At 67.0% G+C, this 17896-nt stretch carries 11 protein-coding genes and 1 tRNA gene; 2 read left to right on the top strand and 10 right to left on the bottom strand.

Features of this window, described 5'->3' with window-relative positions; all coding sequences use genetic code 11:
- Window positions 1-275: 275 nt before the first annotated feature.
- From STHE_RS14215 to STHE_RS14195, 5 genes are all read right to left on the bottom strand, one after another.
- The gene (locus STHE_RS14215) at window positions 276-737 is read right to left on the bottom strand and encodes a phage terminase small subunit (RefSeq protein ID WP_012873286.1); all 462 of its coding nucleotides are present in this window, start codon (window positions 735-737) and stop codon (window positions 276-278) included.
- 395 nt (window positions 738-1132) lie between these two features.
- Entirely contained in the window at window positions 1133-1438 is a 306-nt protein-coding gene (locus STHE_RS14210; RefSeq protein WP_012873285.1) for a hypothetical protein, read from the bottom strand.
- 397 nt (window positions 1439-1835) lie between these two features.
- Window positions 1836-3854 (bottom strand): hypothetical protein, encoded by a 2019-nt coding sequence (locus tag STHE_RS18190; protein WP_012873284.1) that lies wholly within the window; start codon window positions 3852-3854, stop codon window positions 1836-1838.
- A complete protein-coding gene (locus STHE_RS14200) occupies window positions 3847-4491 on the bottom strand; it encodes a CHC2 zinc finger domain-containing protein (RefSeq protein ID WP_012873283.1) in 645 nt (214 codons plus the stop codon). Before STHE_RS14200 ends, STHE_RS18190 begins: the two co-directional genes overlap by 8 nt.
- 69 nt (window positions 4492-4560) lie before the next feature.
- On the bottom strand, window positions 4561-4776 hold the full coding sequence (locus STHE_RS14195) for a helix-turn-helix domain-containing protein (RefSeq protein ID WP_012873282.1): 216 nt from the start codon (window positions 4774-4776) through the stop codon (window positions 4561-4563).
- Between the two features lie 131 nt (window positions 4777-4907).
- Between STHE_RS14195 and STHE_RS14190 the strand changes: the two genes are divergently transcribed.
- On the top strand, window positions 4908-5567 hold the full coding sequence (locus tag STHE_RS14190; protein ID WP_012873281.1) for a hypothetical protein: 660 nt from the start codon (window positions 4908-4910) through the stop codon (window positions 5565-5567).
- Window positions 5568-5570: 3 nt separating this feature from the next.
- A complete protein-coding gene (locus tag STHE_RS14185; RefSeq protein WP_012873280.1) occupies window positions 5571-6701 on the top strand; it encodes a tyrosine-type recombinase/integrase in 1131 nt (376 codons plus the stop codon).
- Between the two features lie 108 nt (window positions 6702-6809).
- Here STHE_RS14185 and STHE_RS14180 read toward each other — a convergent pair.
- The 5 genes from STHE_RS14180 to STHE_RS14160 all read right to left on the bottom strand — a co-directional run bounded on the left by STHE_RS14180 (window position 6810) and on the right by STHE_RS14160 (window position 17749).
- Window positions 6810-6885 (bottom strand) — tRNA-Lys (locus STHE_RS14180).
- 347 nt (window positions 6886-7232) lie between these two features.
- On the bottom strand, window positions 7233-11033 hold the full coding sequence (locus tag STHE_RS14175) for a DEAD/DEAH box helicase (protein ID WP_012873279.1): 3801 nt from the start codon (window positions 11031-11033) through the stop codon (window positions 7233-7235).
- A gap of 3 nt (window positions 11034-11036) precedes the next feature.
- Window positions 11037-13991, bottom strand: a complete 2955-nt coding sequence (locus STHE_RS14170; RefSeq protein ID WP_012873278.1) for a DUF1156 domain-containing protein — start codon at window positions 13989-13991, stop codon at window positions 11037-11039.
- A gap of 252 nt (window positions 13992-14243) precedes the next feature.
- Window positions 14244-14690 (bottom strand): DUF7680 family protein, encoded by a 447-nt coding sequence (locus STHE_RS18185; protein ID WP_012873277.1) that lies wholly within the window; start codon window positions 14688-14690, stop codon window positions 14244-14246.
- A complete protein-coding gene (locus STHE_RS14160; RefSeq protein ID WP_012873276.1) occupies window positions 14687-17749 on the bottom strand; it encodes an ATP-binding protein in 3063 nt (1020 codons plus the stop codon). Before STHE_RS14160 ends, STHE_RS18185 begins: the two co-directional genes overlap by 4 nt.
- Between the last annotated feature and the right edge of the window lie 147 nt (window positions 17750-17896).

The raw sequence follows: 17896 nt of genomic DNA, 5'->3' as shown, positions 1-17896 counted from the left end.
CGCCCTCCAGCTCCGCGCCGCCATGGATATTCACACGCCCCGACAGGAGCTCCGATCACATTTTATCAGATACGGACGTGTTCGTGAAGACATCATCCGCACAATCACGAACAAGTCGCAATGCGCGCCAAAGCAGCGCCTCTGCCTCGCCAGACAACGGCGCCGGCGCCTGGCAATACAGGTCCCACGCATCACACACCGCCCGGCACGCTTGCACCGCACTCAGCACGAGCTCTCCCGTGCGTGGCGGGCACCCCGTCCCCGCTTCGCGCGCCTTATCCATCGCTATCTGCCTCCTTCCCGCCGCGATCGAGCGTTCGTCGCGGGTCGGTCCCAGCCCAAAGCTGGGTTACGATCCCCGGCTCTCGCTCTGACGCCGGCGGCGCAAGTTCCCAGCGCAGCCGAGCGCGAGACACCGGATCGAGGCCGAATCGCTGCTCTTGCAGACGAATCTCAGCCATCAACTTCGGGTCGTGCGTCTGGTAGAAGCTATTCACAAGGATCGCCAGACGGAGCAGCCCGTCCTCATCACTTGGTGTGTACTGCTCGGCCATCGGTGACCGCCAAACATTGCGCCACCAGGCCCGCGTCTTGGTGTGCCACGCCAGCCCGTCGATCGCGGGCAGCCGCGGCGCCCGCTGCCGAGCGGGTGTGCCCGTCGCGAGCTTCACCACCTTTACCTTCCGATGCCCTCGCACCAGGTGCGCCGGCTTTGGGATACGTCCCGGTCCTGCCATTCCCTGACCTCCTCAGCGAAAGTCCCACGATTGGGCGTACATTTATCGAGGCCCGCGCGCGGTCTATAGGCGGCACCGTTTGAAGATTTTCCCCGCCCTTCCCCCCTCGCCCGCATGCCCGCGCAGCTCCGGCCGGCGTCGCCCACGATGCGCGGTCGCGGCGCGGGCGCAACGCTGTGCGTGGTACTCCCCACCCTGCGGTGTGCGTCGTGCGTCGCGCGCCGGTGCGGTCGTGCCCGCAGGCCTGCGGGTCGTGCCGCCGCGGTGCGCGGCGTCGCCTGGCGGCCGCGTGGCGTCGTGCGTACGGCAGCGCCTGGCTGCGGTGGCCGGTGCGGAGCGGTGCGGTGTCGCGGCGTCTGCGGCGCTGCATGATGACACCCCCATATATCCCAGAATCACGCGACGGCGCGGCGCTGGGCCCGCCTGGTCTGCCGCGCGGCAGTCGTGGTACGGCGGCGTGCGAGCGCCGCGTCCACATCAACCACAAGCTGCGCCTGCACCGCAGCCGGGTCGGCGTGGTCCGGCACGAGCCACGCCAGCCAGCGTGCGCAGGACTCCGAGGCGATCCACGCGCGCGCCTCGGCATCGCCGGCGCGGGCGTCGTCCACCGCCTGGCGCACGATCGCCGCGACCAACGCCCGCTCCGGCTCCTGGCCGGCCACGGCGTGGATGACACCGGCCGGGGTCAGCGCGCGTGTCATCGCCCGGCCTCCTCCCCGTCGCCGCCGGCACAGTGCGGGCACGGCTTCCGGAGCCAGGAGCCGGACATAATCTCCACGCGGCTAACGAAGTAGGACCGGTGGCACTCCGGGCACTCGATCAGCCAGCCCCGCCCGGCCGGGGTCTGCGCGTGGCATCGCCTGGGCTCCGTTCCCGGCTTGCCAGAGTCGCCTGCACGCGTCGATTCGCCGTTACAGGTGGAATCACCCTTATGACCCGGACTTGGCCGTATTTGGCCTCCAGAAGCCGCAGAAGGGCCTACAGCGGGTTTATGGCCTTGGCCGCTGCACTGTGGACAGATAAGCCACCGGCCGCCCATGATCGCCGCCCGGTCTACCTCGTAAGTCGCGGCGCATCGGCTGCACTCGATAAGCCAGGTCACGCGGCATTCCCCCTAACCAGGCACGTCCCACAAAATCCAGTCCGGTTGATGGCGGAGATTACGCGACCGCATCCCCGACAGCGCGGCGTACCCCGTTTAGAATGAGACCGTATTCCAGCGTCACAGTCGTCACGGTCGTCACACCCACTCTCGTTTTCCGCGTCGGCATGCGGTTTTTGGGTGTGACGACCACTGTGACGCTGGTTGGTCGCTGCGTCACCAGCGTCACACCCAGCGTCACACCCGGTTTCCGCATCTGCATGCGGTTTTCCGCCGGGGTGTGACGACTGTGACAACTGTGACGCTGGTTTGCCTTCTCGTTCTAACTGGATGATCCGCCGGCCACTTCCGGCCTCACGGTTGAAGAGCACCACCACTCCAGACCGCTGGAGCACCGGAGCAAGGCGCCGCAGCGCCCCAGAAAGGGCGTGTGGTGTCGTCGGCCAGACCTTGGCGCGTTCAAGTGGTTTGCGCTTCTCCTCGCCCTGAAGTTCGTTCAACGCGGCCAGCAACTCGGTTGCGGTCCCGCTCCAGAATTCCACCTCGTCGAGGTAGCCGAGCAGCGCGTCGGCCACCGGGTCCGCGTCGCGCGCGATGGCGTCCGCGAACTGCCGATTCTCGCTGTAGACCTCCAGGAAGGTGCCCATTTCCCAGCCGAGCGCCGCCTCGGCCGCCGCCACCCAGAGGGCAAAATCGGCCATACGGGGTAGCCGGTCCAGTTGGGTAACGGAGATATTCGCCAGCGCGGCGCTCACCGCGTCAAGGAGCGCGCCCAGGATGCCGGGCGCCCGGCGCTGGAAGTCAGCCCATACCTCGGCTTCAGGCCGGCGTCGCGCTTCCGGGATGCTCGGTAGATTGAGTAGGAGCGCCCGATCCAATAGGTCCGGCCGCGTGGCCAGGTCGGTAATCCCGTTCAGGATTACCGGCCGCTGGGCATCGAAGAGCTGTTCCTCGTCGTTGGCGTAGAGCGCGCGTGTTGAGAACCCTCCGCCCGTCGAGAGGCGACAGAGGGCGTCAGAGAACCAGCCGCCGACGCGCGATAGGTTGTCGAAGCCGAGCACCCAGCCATTGGAGGCCGCGATCATCAGATCGCGCACCTCGCGCGGCTCTGAGCGCACCGGGGCCATGTTCGGGTCAACCAGCGCCTTGAGTATGCGAGTGAGGGTCGTTTTAGCGGAGCCTTGTTCGCCATTGACCACGAGCACCGGATAGGGCCCGGTGGGGCGTAGCGCCTGCACCAGCCACGAGATGACGAGGTACCAGTCCTCATCCCCGATGTTGAGCAGCGCCCGCAGATCGTCCAGGCTGCCGCCCGGTTCAGGCACCGGGAGCGGGAGCATCCCCGCCGCCCGGCGGAACTTGACCGGCGGGTCGTTGAGGATGCGCCAGCCGCCGCCGTCGATTGCGACCGCGCGCCATTCGGCATCGGCGAGGTCAAGGTAGATCGTGCCCTCGTGTTCGGCCAGCCGCACGTATACCGGATGCTTCGGACCATCGAACAGGGCTTGCCCCTCCAGGACGACGAGAGCATCCTGCATGGCCTGCGAGCCGGGCGCCTTGCCGTGTTCCTCGTGGAATCGCCGGGCAAGCCATTGGCGGAACCCTTTGGTTCGCAGCCGATGCGTCTCACGATGATCCCCAACCGGAATCGTCGCGTAGCAGTCCCCGGCCGGGTCGTGGAACAGATCAGCCTCAGCTGCGAGCGCCACAAGCAGGTCGGCTTGCGACTGTCGCGGCTCGGCAGGCTCTTGCACCTGGGCCAGTGCTTCGGGTAACAGCCGGTGCAGCCCATCGGCCACGATGCGCGGTTCGGGCCATCCATCGCGCGTCACCGTGGCGACAAAGGCCTCCCGTGACTCGGCACGGTTCAAGGCCACGCGGTCGGCGTGGAACTGGTCGCCGTTCTGGAGCATGACATCTGCGGCCAGGTCACCGGAGCGCTCCCGCCGCACGCCAGCGGCTTGCAGCATCCATCCATCGCCAAGGTAAACGAGCAATGCCTCACGATCAGACACGACCCACCTCCCGCACGCGGAGGCCGCGCCGGCTCGGCTTGCGTTTGGGCTGCCAGACGTAAGCGTCCACCTCCCGCACCGGTCCCTTAGACGGCGGCTGAGGCCGGCGCCGCATTGGAATCGGCAGACCGGCCATGTGGGCGAGCCTGCGAAGGGCCTCACTGAACTCGCACCGGTGGAACGCCATGATCCACGCGAGCACGTCCCCGCCGAACCGGCAGCCGAAGCAGTAGAAGGCGCCGTCGACGCCAGGCTTCACGCTCAGGGAGTTGTCGGACTTGCCGTCATGGAAGGGACACTTACCGCGATAGCCCCTGCCGACGGGCCGCAGCGGCACGTCGAGCCCGATCACGGCCTCGATCGGCCAGGCCGTCTTGATCCGCTCGATCGTCTCCCGCTCGAAGCCGAAGTCGCAGGCTGGGTAGGATATGCCGCGGGCCCAGCGCCGCGCCAGTTCGGCTTCGGCCGCCTCTTTCTCCCAGCGGAGCAACTGGCGGTCATCGTCGGATAGGTCGTCACCGTCCGTGAGCAGCCAATCGACTTGGTGGATGGTGGCGCGCAGCCAATCATCCGTCTCAAGGCGCGCCTGAGCGCGGAAGGGATTCGTCGTGCCGCCGTGGGTGTTTTGTGATATCATGAGGCCACTAACCTTTCAGTCCAGGTCCGCCGTCGCCCCGGAGTCCCGGCCGGGGCGTTGGCTTGTCCCCTACGCGATGTCATCACCGCCGCGCTCCTCCAGATCGCTAATCCACCGCTCCAACTCCCCGCGAGTGATGCGCACCGCCCGGCCGATACGGACCACCTTTAGCCGCCCGGCCGCGATGTGCTCATAGATCGTTGATCGCGATATCCGCGTGAGCGCGGTGACGTCGTTGATCGTGTAGAGCAGTTGCCCGCTACTCGGTACCTGCGCTGCCGTCATCGGCCGCCCCCCTCTCTTTTCTCGGCAGTGTCCGTAGACATCCACCGTGATACACGCTACACTGTTGTTCAGAAGCATACACCGCTTCTACTGACACGACAAGGCACAAACCGAAGCGAAAGGGGGACAACATGACAGCAGGACGGCGGCGCTCGTATCTTGACGCGGATGTGGAGCAGGAGATTCGGCGGCTGGCGTTGCATGATGCCAACGCCCCGGAGATCCGGCGGACGTTGGAGCAGAACGCCACGATCAAGGACCGGCTGCCGACAGAGCGCACGATCTACCGGATCGTGCGTGAGATGCGACCAGCGGACCCATCCGGCCCGTGGTCGCCCGCCACCGCCGACCCACAGGAGGCAGCCCTTGTGCTTGACGTGCTCCGGGCTGCGATCATTGAGACACAGGGGCGAACGCAGGGCTTCACCAACGCAGAAGCGGAGCAGGTGGTTCGCCTGCGGACGATGCGCCCGGACCTGCCGGCCTACGAGGCCTTCATCCTGGCGCGCGACTACCTGGCGCGCAGGGCGAACCAGCAACCGACGGACGATCTCGATAGCTACCTCGTCTTTGCGCCCTGGCAAGGTCCAGACGCCGCCGAGGCCTACGCAGAGGCAATAGAGCAGGGGTGGGCGCAACCTATCGCTTACGGGTTCGTCCGCTACCCGGACGGCACCGTCAAGTGCGTGAGTCGCGCCGGGTTTCAGGACGCGCTCGATAGCGCACTGGAGCGCGCCGGCTGGGTCAAGCAGGGCAACCGCTGGGTTGATCCCAGCGCCAAGAGAGAGTGAGCGATGGCCAGGCATCGAGGGAACAATGAGGGGTCGATTCGCGAGCGACCGGACGGCTATTGGGAAGCGCGTATGACGTTCTGGGAGCAGGGGACGCGGCGGCGGAAATCCTTCTATGGCCGAACGCGCCAGGAGGTTGCCGACAAGCTGGCCCGTGCCCTCGTTGAGCAGCAGTACGGGTTGCCGGTCGTCTCGGAGCGCGAGACGGTCAAGGACTATCTCGAACGCTGGCTCGAAGACGTCGCCCGACCATCGCTGCGACCACGCACCTATGAGAGTTATCGGGGCATTATCACCCGCCACCTGACACCGGCGTTGGGCCGTACCCGGCTCGCTCGGCTCTCCCCGGATCAGGTCCAGCGGTACATCAATCAGAAGCAGGCAGCCGGCCTGTCCCCGCGCACCGTCACCTATCACCGGGCTGTACTGCGCAAGGCGCTCAATGACGCGATGCGCTGGGGCTTGGTGTCTCGCAACGCCGCCGCGCTCGCTGCCCCGCCCAAGCAGGACCGCCCCCCGGCCCGGTTCCTGACACCAGAGGAAGCCCGCCACTTCCTCGATACCGTGGCCGGGCATCGGCTCGAAGCCCTCTTCACCGTGGCGCTCGCTGTAGGCCTGCGGCAAGGGGAAGCCTTGGGCCTGCGCTGGGATGATGTCGATCTCGAAGCCGGGACGCTCACCGTCCGCTACGCGCTGCAACGGAGCGGGGGAGCGCTCGTGCTCGTGGAACCCAAGACGCAGCGCAGCCGCCGCACCGTCGCCTTGCCCGCCGTGGCGCTGCGCGCGCTCCGAGAGCACCGCACCCGACAACTCGAAGAGCGCATCGCCGCGCCCTACTGGGACGATCAGGGGTTCGTGTTCACCAGCACCATCGGCACCGCAATTGACGCGCGCAACCTGACCCGCGAGTTCCACCGGCTGCGCGCCGAGGCCGGGCTGCCCTGGCTGCGCTTCCACGATCTGCGGCACGGTTGCGCGTCGCTGCTGATGGCCCAGGGCGTGAATCCGCGCGTCGTCATGGAGATTCTGGGCCACTCCCAAATCACCCTGACGCTCGGCACCTACTCCCACGTTGCCCCGACGCTGGCCCGCGACGCCGCCGATAAGATTGATGGCATTTTGGGCGTTGGATAGGCCCGTTTTTGATCGGGTTGGGGTAGAAGTTGGGGTAGAACGGCGCAGCAAAGCCCGCTCAGAGACGAGCGGGCTTACTGTTTTCGCTGTCTGTATGCGGTTGTCGCTTGGTGAGCCGCCAGGGACTCGAACCCCGAACCCGCTGATTAAGAGTCAGCTGCTCTGCCAATTGAGCTAGCGGCCCAGATGCTCTTACGTTGGTGGCTTTCTGCCTTGCTGGTGTTGAATCAAAGGCAGAAGCCCAACAGGCACCCCAACTCCGAGCGCCGACAAAAGTATAGCACAAACCCGCAGGAATGCCAGGAAACCCCGCGAACGCGGACACGGTCTAGGCAGGATCAGCTCGTCGTGAGTCACTCCTGCCCTCGAACCACCCGGATGGTGCCAATCCGGTGGTGGTGAACCTCCGTTGTCTTGGACAGGTGAATCGACCGTGTCACGTCCCTATCCCGATGCGTTCGACGTCATGGGTCGAGATGGTGCGACCTGTCCAGGGGCTCGAACGCTGTGCGACATGCGGCACAGTATGCGTCAGTGATCCACGGTATGGGTATGGATCGGTGTCGTTGCAGCGAGGGGAGACTGCTGCTCTCCCGTCACGGCGAGTAACGTGGCCGTTGCTGACGAGCTGGGCTCCTTCGAGTCGTTCTCGGGGGTGCTTTGGCGCAGCTCTGCCAGAGCCTTCACAAGGGTCGTGGCATCGTCCTTCAACTGCGCGAAGCGGCGGGTGAGCGACTCCGGCGATGCATTCGCGATCTCTTGGTAGTAGGGATCTGTGGGCGAAGGCGTCAGCCCGGTCACATCCACAAGCCGCAGGAGCGGCGCGAAGGGGAAGCCCCGCTGCGCGAGGGCGCGGACCGCGTCCTCGGAAAAGGCCCAGGGCCGGTTATCGCCGAAGAGGTCGGGGGTGCGACCGCGTGCGATCTCGATGAGTGCCGCCCGTAGCAGGAGCTGCCGGGCCCGCTCCTCGAGTGAGAGGCGCTCGGCCTCTCGTCGCTGCTCGGCGACCATGGCCTCGCGCTGAGCGAGATCTTCCAACTGCCGGCGGAAGTCGGCCTCGGCCGCTGCGCGGGCCGCGGGGGACCACGTCAGGTCGCCGTCGAGCGCTCGTTCGAGATCGACCAGCCGGTCGAGCGCGCGTGCCCGCTCGCCGTCGGGTTGGTAGTACGTCCGAAGGGGCACCGGCTTGTCGGCGGAGCAGCAGAGCACGCCCACGTCGCCGTCGGAGCGCGCGGGGGGCTCGACCTGGGACAGCAGATCGTCCAGCAACCGGTCGCCGTAGCTGAGGAGTCGCACGGTGTCCGGGTGGGCGTCGAACACCTCGCGGTCGAAGGTGACGGCCACCTGGCCGTCGCCGTGAGCCAGGAGCCAGACCTTTGGGAGGTCCGGATGGGGCTTGAAGCGCCCGCGGAGGGCGGGCGCCTGGGTCAGCACCCGTTCCAGGTCGACCAGTTCCACAGGCGTCCCGCCAGGCGGCGCCCCCGGTTCCTGGTCGAGGTAGTCGTCCAGACTCATCAGCGCGACCTGCTGCTGGTCGATGTCGGCCTTGAGCGCAGCGATCTCCGCCTCCAGGCGCTGCTCACGCTCGGACGCGCCAAGCATCGCCAGCGTCTCGATGGAGCGCGACACCCGCGTCAGGATCGGCTGGAGATCGCCCACCACTTCGGTGAACCAGTCGATTCGGTCGCTCAGCCGCTCGTAGACGCGCGCCTCGATGGTGTCCGCGTAGAAGAAATTGCGCACCCAGACGACCGGGTACTGCTGGCCGATGCGGTCTACGCGCCCGATCCGCTGCTCCACCCGCATCGGGTTCCAGGGCATGTCGTAGTTGATCAGCACGCCGCAGGTCTGCAGGTTCAGGCCCTCGCTCGCCGCCTCGGTGCAGAGGAGGATCTTGATTCGCTCTCCTTCGCGGAAGGCGTTCTTGATCTCCTCCTTGGTCGTCGGTACCCACTCGCCGTCGCGCCACTCTTCGCCGCCGCGGCCGGAGTAGCAAGCGACCTGATTACCGTAGACCTCGCGCAATGCCTCGCGCAGGTCGTCCATCGTGTCGGTGTACTGCGTGAAGATGACGACCGTCTCACGCTCGCGGAAGATCTCCCCCAGCATCGTCATCAGCCGCTCACGCTTGGAGTCGCTGCTGAGCCGGCGAATGTCGTGGAGGAAATCCTCAACGTACCGGATCTCTTCCCGGTACCCCTCGGCCAGCGCCTCCGGGAGCTCCTCCGTCATGTCCCAGTCGAGTTCGGCCTCTTCCAGGTCGTCGTCGGTCAGCCCCGGGTCGCTCGCTTGGCCGCGGAGGAAGTCGAGTCGCCGCGCCAGGCTGCGCTCGATCGCGGCGAAGCTGGAGGTGAGACGGCGGCGGTAGACGGTCATGATGAAGCCGAGACCGCGTCGCTCTCGCTCGTAGCGGGCGTAGAACTCGGCGATGTACTCCTCGATCCGGTCGTAGAGCTCGCGCTCCTCGGGCGTCATCTCGATCCAGATCGGTTGCGGATCACGCCGGGGGATCACGGCCTGGATCAGCCCGCGGCGAGCGTACTCGCGCAGCAGTGCGCGGGTGTTGCGGAACATCAGTCGCCGGAGCGGTGTGTGGCGCTGGGCGTACTGGTGAGCGACTGCCCGTGCTTCGTCCGAGAGTCGCTTGATCTCGATGGCAGCGCGGGATGATGTCGTCGCCACATCCCGCACGCGCTGCCAATCGACCGGGCCGATCCTCCGGAGGGCCGTCGCCGTCAGCAGCGGATCCTCTTGTCCGCCGCTTCCCAGCTCGTCGCGCACCATCTCGAAGACGAAGTCCCAGTCGACCTCGTCGAACGGCTTGCGCAGCTCGCGGAAGAAGCGTAGGAAGTTCCGTTCGTCCGCGCCCCAGCGCCCGCCCAGCCCCAGGAGCATCAGGAGGTCCCACACCTCGACCGGGTCCACCTGCATCGGCGTCGCGGTCAGCAGGAGCATCCCCTGCGTCCGGTGTCGCAGCGCCCGCAGCAGCTCCAGCAACCGGTTGGGCCGGTAACGCCCGGAGAGGAAATCCTTCCGCCGGGCGTGGTGCGCCTCGTCCACGACGACCAGATCCCAGGGGAGTGCAGCGAGCACCTGGGATTGCCGCTCGCGCCGCTTGACGAGCTGACTGGAGGCGAGCAGGATCGGCTCGCTGTCGAACGGGTTCGGTGTGGTCGGCTCGCGCTCCTCACCGAAGACGGTGACGAAGCGGCCGCCGTCGTAGCGGGGGACGTCGAGGAGGAATTTCTCGTACAACTCCTCCTGCCACTGGCGCATGACACTGCGCGGCGTGAGGATCAGGCAGCGGCGCACCCGCCCCGACAGAAGGAGCTGGCGGATCGCCAGCCCCGCCTCGATCGTCTTGCCCAGACCCACCTCGTCGGCGATCAGGAAGCGCTCCGGGAAGCGGGCGACGATCGCGTCGCTCACCCGCGACTGGTGCGGCCAGGGCTGGACGGCCGCCGTTGCGGAGCCGAGCCGCTCGGCGCCGGGCAGGAACGGGGCATCGCGCAGGTACTGGACGAGGATCCGCGACCGCTGATCGTCGTCCGCCCGCGAGCCGACGACGTAGACCACACGCTCCTCTTCGATGCCGACCGGCACTGGGTCCGGCTCGAGCGGATCACGTGTGGGCGTCTCCTCCGGGCGGAAGTCGATCAGCCGCTCGCGGACGGCGCGAGGGACCGGGAGCGCGATCCAATCTCGCTCTGTGCCGTCCCAGAGTCGCTCGAAGCGCTGGACCACCTGGGCCAGGTATGGCGCTGAGCCGTCCCACGACTTGTAGACCGAGAACTGCTCGTAGTTGTGCCGCCAGCCGAACTCCGACTCGTTGACACTGCCGCTGAAGGCGATCTGGTTCCCGGCGGCGTCGGTGAAGATCCCCTCCTTGGCGTGGTAGTAGTCCCGCGCCGTATCTCCGGGAAGCGGCGCGCCGTCCGGCCCCAGCGGGAGGACGACCCGGATCTCCAGCGTCCCCGCCGCCACCATCCAGGCGAGCACCTCGAGGCGCCGGCGCATCAGGAGGTCTTCGGGGTCCTGGAGCAGGGCCAGGAACTTCTGACCGATCCGCTCGGCCAGGTCGTAGCCCCGTTGGATCGCTGCGATATCGTCCGGGTCGAGGCTGGCGCCGACGAGCAGCCGCATCCGCCCGCCGTTCTGGATCAGGCGGGCAACCCCCGCAGCCGCCACCGCCAGCGCGGCGCTGGAGAAGTACCCAGCGGCGCGGTCGTAGCGCACGCTCCGCTCCAGCGCCGGGATGTAGAACCCGTGCAGCCGGTCGTCGGCCGGGCCGTAGGAGATCTGGAACGGGTAGTCGCGGAGCAGGCTCGGCACAGACTACTCCTCGTCCTCCTCGGACTCGTCGCCCTCCGCGTCGTCGAAGAAGCCCTTCTGCCGCACGACCTCGGGCGGGGCCTCCTCTGCCGGGATCTCCAGGTCGTCGAAGAAGGCGAGTCGCAGCCGCTCCAGCGTCTCGGCCTCGGGCCGGACGAAGGCATCCTTGACCTTCGTGCGCGGGACGGCGTTGATCAGCGCCTGGAGGCAGGCTCTGAAGCGGCTGTCGCTGCGCAGGCCGGTGCGCTGGAGGAACTGTTCGCAGGCGCGCGAGCCGTCCTCGTCATAGATGAGCATGGCTGTGTGCACGGCGTCGATCAGGCTCGGGAAGGTCTCGGCGTCCGGATCGACCACACCGCGGCGTCGCCGTTCGGCCGGGGTCTGCAGCACCACCGTACTCGCCTTCTTCTCCACCAGCCGCTCGCGGCGGACGATGTCCTGCTCCAGATCCAGGCCGAGGGCGAGGGCGAGCTTGCGAGCCTCGTCGGCCGGGAACTCGGCGGCTTTGAAGGCGTCCCAGGCCATCAGGTACCAGTCGGTGGCTGGGTCGAACTGCACCGGGCGGCCGAGGAGCAGGCCCTCTTTGCGCAGGCCGATCACCTCGGCGCGGGCGAGGTCGAGCGCCACCTCCGGCCGCAACGGCTTGGGCTGGTTCGTTTTCGGATCGACCTCGCTGGTCAGCACCGGCCACCGTTCGGAGATGACGGAGAGGGCGGGGCCGAAGGCGCTGATGTAGAGGTCCACGCCGCCGATACCCATCGCGGCGAACTCGGCTGCCCGCTCGCGCGCCACCCGGCGCACCCGGCCCTTGATGTCCTCCCACCAGACCGGCTCGCCCACCGCCTGCCGTTTGCGACAGACGAGGAGGATCGTGCTCGCCGCCGCGTTCTTCTTCGCCTGGTGCAGGCTGTGCTCGCTCTCGGTGTGGATCGGCCACGAGGCTTCGATGCGAAATCCAGCGGCGATAAGCGCCATGGCAAGAGTGTCCCAGGCCTCGACTTGCTTGTGGGTGAACATCACGGTCAGGACACCGTCCGGCCGCAAGACACGGTGGCACTCGCGGAAGATCGCCGCCATCTTCCGCTCGTAGTCCTGACGGGCCAGGTCGCGGCGCTTGCGGCCGAAGTCGGCGAAGCGAGCCGGATTGGCGACCGCCTCGTCGTCCTTGTCGGTCAGCTCGGCGCGGAACCAGTCCGGGTAGAGATCGCCGACGGTGCGCTTGAGCCAGACATAGAAGAAGTCGGACAGCTCGCTGTACTGGACGTTGTCGTAGTAGGGCGGGTCGATGCAGACAAGGTGGACGGAGCCGGTGGCGACAGTGCTCAGGTCGGCGGCATCACCCTGCGTGATGTGCAGCCGCTCGACCGGTGACTCGCCATCCCGGTCCCAGAGCGGAAGGCGCGCGGGCTGTGCGAGCTTCGCGATGCCTTTGTAGGCATCCACGACCTGGACAATGGCCCAGTCGAGTCCCTTCCCCGCGACCACGAGTGCCATCTCGCCGTGGCTCCACTTCATCGAGAAGTCGTGGCGGTCGAAGGTATTGGCAATAGTGGCGCGGAGCGGATGCCAGACTGACATTCTCGAGTTGTAGTTCAGAATCTTATCGACAGCGAAGGCAAGGTACGTCCTGACAGCCCGGGCCTGGTCCGCCGGCAACTCGCGTTGGATCTCGGCAGCTAGCTCGCGCAGTACCTCCACGGTCATGCCGAGTGCCAGGAGCTGGCGCGGCGAGAAGAGATCCCGCCAGCGGGTCATGCCGTAGCGCTGCGGCTCCGAGGTCTTGTTGCCCGTCGGAATCTCTTCGTCTGGTATGATCCCATGGGCGAGCCAGCCGGGCAGCCTTCGGGCCAGTTCCTCCTCCGCTGCCGCTACCGCTGCGAAGTCCGCTGCGCTCGGGGGGCGGAACTCGGTGCCGCGTTCGGTCTTGACTCCGACGGCGTAGAGTTGCTGGCCCATCCGCCCGGCCTGCGCCTCGCGCTTGATGTAGTCCCCATCGATGACGTCTCCGGTCCAGGGCGAGACGGCGACGCCGCGGCGGATCGTTCCCTGGTCAGGCTTGGCGCGCTCGGCTTCCTTTCCCCGCACGATCTCGAAGCGGCACTCCGGCCAGTCCGGCTGGCAGAGAAGCTTGACCGCGATCGGATCGGACCCCTTCTGGAGCCACCAGTTGGGGGAGAGCGGCACCGGCTTGCCCGTCACCGGGCAGGCGACCGTGCGCGCCCAAAGATACACGTCTGGTACGCCATCGCTCGGGTACGGGAAGAACGCTTGCAAACGTTCGCGGACGCGGCTGGTAAGCTCTTTCCCCCAGCGGTGAATCTCAAGTGCTAGTTCCTCACCGAAGCGAGCGGGGTAATCAAGTGTCGCGGCGAGAATGACCGATGCGACGGGGTTCAGTTCATTAGCCAAGGTCGCGAGACCGAATCGGAGACCCTCGAATGGAATTGAGCCGCCACCCGCGGTTGGATCCAGAACGTGAACCTCGCGCGGCCCCCATAGAAAAGCGAGCAGGGATTGGAGCGTATCGATATCCTCGCTAGGTGGGTTATGCGTGAATGCTCGTCGGTAACCATAGGCGTTCAGTTGCTTGGTAATGCCTCGCTCTTTGGCCCAGGCCAGTATCCTCCGCGCGGCCACGGGGTCTCCCTGGATACCGAGCAGGCGCATAAACCACGCCCGGTAGCTCTCCTCAGACGGGAAGCGCTCCAGCAAGTCCGCCGGCCAATCTGCGCGCCAGGCCGGCAGGATGCTGGCGAGGATCGCGGCCCGGCTCACGGTGAGGGGGCGGCGGGCCCACCAGACATGCAGTCGATTGGGTGGTGGGTGCTGACCCGTACTGTTCTCCCGCTGGCACTCGATCCCGATCTCCGCGATCGGCAGCCAACGCTCGATCAGCAGCTCCCCGGTCGTCGTCCTTTGGGCGGGCCCAGTCGTCCCGGCCTCGGTTACCCCGTCCACGATTGTTCCTTCCCCTCATCCTTGCCTGCTCAATGCCCTGAGCGTTCGCCAGGTACCTGGCACGGTGATCGAGTGCCTGGGCCTCGGCGTGAGTCTCAGTCGCTCCCGGTGTCCTCTGGCCCGTCCCCGGCATCGTGCCTTGATGCCGGCTTCCTTTTCGCGCTGCCATGGCTCTGATGCTGGCGGAGCGGTTGGTCACATAGCCGGATAACGATGTTCGGGGTCATCTCCCTATGCCCAGCCAGATCAATCTCAGTCGCGCGCCAGCAACACCCGTAGGGCGCGCTGGGCCTGGCGTCCGTTGCCGCTCGCGACACACTTGCTGAACCAGTAGTAGGCCTCCTCCGCCGGCATGTTCCGGATCCCCGCGGCGATTGCCTCCATGCGCACCACTTTCGTCAGCGGCCGCAGGGCGAGGAACAGAAGGCCAAGGCGGACGCCGGTCTCCTCGCTCACCGGCAGCGTGGCCGCCTGGCTTGGCCGCAGTGTGGTTGGCCGGTGCCCTTCGCGCCGGAGCACATCGAGGATCTGGTCGATCGCGACCTGGAGCGGCGTGCCGCGGAGCGTGGCGAGGTGGCGCATCTCCGCGTGGCTGCTGCCGTTGCTCGTGAGGCGCTGCTGCCAGAGCGCAAGTCGGTAGCGGTCGCCTTGCTCGGGCAGCACACGGAGTTCGAAGGCAAGCGGCTGCCGGTCGCTCACCAGCGCACCTCCGTGTCTTCCGTCGCCGGCTTCGCCTCAACGGTGAGCCGGCCGAAGCCGAGTTGGTCGAAGATATCGCGCATCTGGGCGAACTGGTCGCTATCGACCGCCAGCCCGTCGGGGCAAGTCACCTGGAGAGTCATCTTGACGGTAAGCTTGGCGGCTTCCTTGCCAAACTCGTCGGTGACGGTCTTGAGACGCTTGTAGCGGTCCCATGTGCCGTTGAACTTCAGATGGAAGTATTCGTCTTGACCGAATTCAATCGTCAGTTCTTGCTCCACCCGGAACTGCCCCTTACCGAGCTGTGGGATGGCCAGACCGAGCGCGCGTGCCTCATCGGCGCCCGCCTTTCCGGCACCGTCGAGTCGTATCGTGAGGCTGGTGATGGTGTCGACTCGGTTGTCGGCGCACTGGTCCGCGATGGCCTGGAATACCTGAGCCGGCGCGCCCTCGGCCGCGATCCGCGGTGGCGTCGGTGGCGGTGGCGGAGGTTCGCCCCCGTTGTCCGGGTCGATCACGATGCCGCAGGTGCACTGATCCACCGGATTGCCACAGACGGGGCAGGACTCCGGGGGCGGATCAACCTGCTCTCCCTTGATCGCGATGCCCAGCCGTCGGGCCTCGTCGGGCGTGTACAGCAGCGCGTCGTCGCTGAGCTGGACAAGCGGAGCGGGCGACACTTTCCCGTATCCCACCGCCTCGTGGGGGTCGAAGTAGACCCACAGTTCCTGCTGGATGCCGTCCCGGATCGCTCGCTTGAGCTGGTTGACGTCGAGCAGCATCGGTAGGCTGAGCCGCTTGGCGAAGGCCCGCCGCAGGTCCTCGGTCGTCATCTGTGCCTGGCCGACGTCCCAGGCCCGGGCCTTGACATACTGTGCCGGCATCTGGGCGTCGTCGGCGGTCCGCACCTTGTCGATCTGCCGCAGAACGCGAAGTACGACGGTGGACTGGTCCGACCGTACGTCGCCCTGATCCTGGGCGGGCAGCGCCTCGCGCGCCAGACCGGCGGCGGCGCGGGGGGCGTCGGCGCTCGGATAGTAGAGGTAGCGGTAGGTCCGGGTGATCGCGACCCGCAGTTCCAGCTCGGCGCTGTCCTGCATCTGGCGCAGCTTCTTCTTCTGCTCCTCGGTGAAGGGCTGCATGCGGTCCGGGTCGCCGGCAATCCGGCCGATCGCCAGGTAGCGCCGCGCCTTCTCGACGAGGTCGTCCACCTGGTCGCGGTCGGCGACGAGGAAGACGAGGTTGTTCTTATAAATTCGGTACCCCTCGGCCGAGCCGGCGTGCGTGAAGAGTCGGACGACCAGGTCGGGCGGGGCGGGGTCGGTCGCCGTCGCCGTGGCCGCGTCGTAGTGGACGACGACCAGTTTCGGCGCGCGGGCGTCGTCGTCCACGTCCCCCGCCTCGCTCGGGAAGTAGACCGGCTCGAAGATGCCGCGCTTCCAGACCTGGCGGATGCGCTCGTCGAGGAGCTGCTTCGCCCGGGTCGTGCCGACGAGGGACATCTCGTCGGCCACGATCTTATTGAGCGATGGCTCGGTCTTGAACTGGTAGCGCTGCCCGTTGTAGTCGAGGAACCAACAGGTATCGACCAGGCGCTCCGTGGCGCGCTGCACCAAGGCGGGGTCGTCGCCGGGCGAGACGACGGCCAGCAGCAGGTCGGCCGGATCGACGCCGGAGGCGACACCCTGGGTCAGGCTGTGGAGGAAGATTGTCGTCGCGACGCGCTGGGCGTAGGGCGGCTTGCCGGCCTCGACCCAGCCGCTGTCGATCGTCTGTGCGTGCGAACGGGTGCCGGGGAGCACGCTGGCGATGTCCGCCTCGATGACCTGCTTGTAGGCCGGGCGGTCGAGCCGGCTGGTGAGGTCGTCGGCGATCTGCGGCACGGCGAGGTCCAGGTGATGCGGATGGATCAGGTACGTCTGGGGCGGACGGGTCTCCCAAAGGCGCCTGACAACGAGCGCGAGCAGGCGCAGCGCGCCGCGGGTCTTCTGAAAGTTCGGGATCGTTGAGGTTTTGCGGTTGAGCGTGTTGAGCAGTTCCGGGTGGAACGGGTAGGCGGACACCATCTCGGTGGCGTAGTCCGCGCGCGCCGCCCGCTGGGGGAGGTCGGCCTGCTGATCCAGGAGTTGAAGGTAGTACTGGTGGTAGTCGTCAGCTACCGCCTGCGCAGCGTTGCGCTCGATCGAGCGGAAGAGACGGTGGGTGACGATCTTCGCGATTTCCGTCTCATCGGTCGGGGTGATGACCCGCTCCTGGCGGGCGCTGATGCGGCGGGCCTCGGCCAGCTCCTCGCGCAGCTCGTCAGACTCCCGGCCGAAGGCGTCGCTTGCATCGGCCAGGGTGAGCACCACCACGACCCGCTCCTGGCTCGCGGCGAACTCAAGGAGCGACATGAGGAAGGCAACGGTCTGCTCAGCGAGGTCGCTTTTCCCTGTCCCAGTGGTGATCGCCTTGGCGGTGCGCAGGTGGCGCGCGACCTCGTCGAGCATGATCAGCGCAGGGGCGTTCCCGATGATCTGCTGCCAGATACCGGTGCCGGGGGCGGCCTTCGACTGGCGGTCGCTCTCGGCGACGAGCTGGTAGCCGGCGAGGCCGCCGAGCTGGTAGGCCAGCTCACCCCAGAGGGTGTAGGTGGTGACGTCCCGATGCAGGATGCCGCTGGACGGGTCGAGGTCTGAGCCGACGACGCCGGCGATGCGGACGGTGCCCGGGGTTGGGATGAGGTTGGAATCCACGACCCGACTGGCGGCCTCGCTGCCGCGGGCGGCGTGGTAGAGCGCGATGAGGTTGTGGGTCTTGCCGCCCCCGAAGGACGTTTCGAGCCGGATGATTGGGTTGCTGTCGGGACGCTGCCCGGTCAGCCGGCCGAGCGCTTCCTCAAGGAGCGTCTTCAGCCCTGCGGTGAGGTAGGTGTTGTCGAAGAACGTCTGAGGATCTTGGTAGACGGCCTCCGCTGTGCCATCGATGACGTCCTTGAGGCGGGCGGCGAAGATCTCCTCCTTGAGTTCTCCAAGGAGCACCTCAGGGCGTGGCTCACACGCGTCGAAGATCGTCAGCATCGCTCTCTTCCCGAGTTCTTGATCCCGACCACGGCGTCTCGCGGCAGGGGCGTTCCTCAGTGCCCCGACACGTCGGACCACCCCGGTGACTGTCGTGGACGGTTCGCGCAATTTGCCAATATCCTACCACGCCCTGACCTGGAGCCG

Source organism: Sphaerobacter thermophilus DSM 20745 (genome assembly GCF_000024985.1).
Lineage (GTDB): Bacteria > Chloroflexota > Chloroflexia > Thermomicrobiales > Thermomicrobiaceae > Sphaerobacter > Sphaerobacter thermophilus.
The sequence above is the reverse complement of the archived record's forward strand: the minus strand, read 5'-3'. Positions and strand labels throughout refer to the sequence as shown.

Excerpts from the sequence above, each read along its gene's own strand:
- STHE_RS14215 (WP_012873286.1), bottom strand. The coding sequence starts at position 737 with ATGGCAGGACCGGGACGTATCCCAAAGCCGGCGCACCTGGTGCGAGGG.
- STHE_RS14210 (WP_012873285.1), bottom strand. The coding sequence starts at position 1,438 with ATGACACGCGCGCTGACCCCGGCCGGTGTCATCCACGCCGTGGCCGGC.
- STHE_RS14200 (WP_012873283.1), bottom strand. The coding sequence starts at position 4,491 with ATGATATCACAAAACACCCACGGCGGCACGACGAATCCCTTCCGCGCT.
- STHE_RS14195 (WP_012873282.1), bottom strand. The coding sequence starts at position 4,776 with ATGACGGCAGCGCAGGTACCGAGTAGCGGGCAACTGCTCTACACGATC.
- STHE_RS14190 (WP_012873281.1), top strand. The coding sequence starts at position 4,908 with ATGACAGCAGGACGGCGGCGCTCGTATCTTGACGCGGATGTGGAGCAG.
- STHE_RS14185 (WP_012873280.1), top strand. The coding sequence starts at position 5,571 with ATGGCCAGGCATCGAGGGAACAATGAGGGGTCGATTCGCGAGCGACCG.
- STHE_RS14160 (WP_012873276.1), bottom strand. The coding sequence starts at position 17,749 with ATGCTGACGATCTTCGACGCGTGTGAGCCACGCCCTGAGGTGCTCCTT.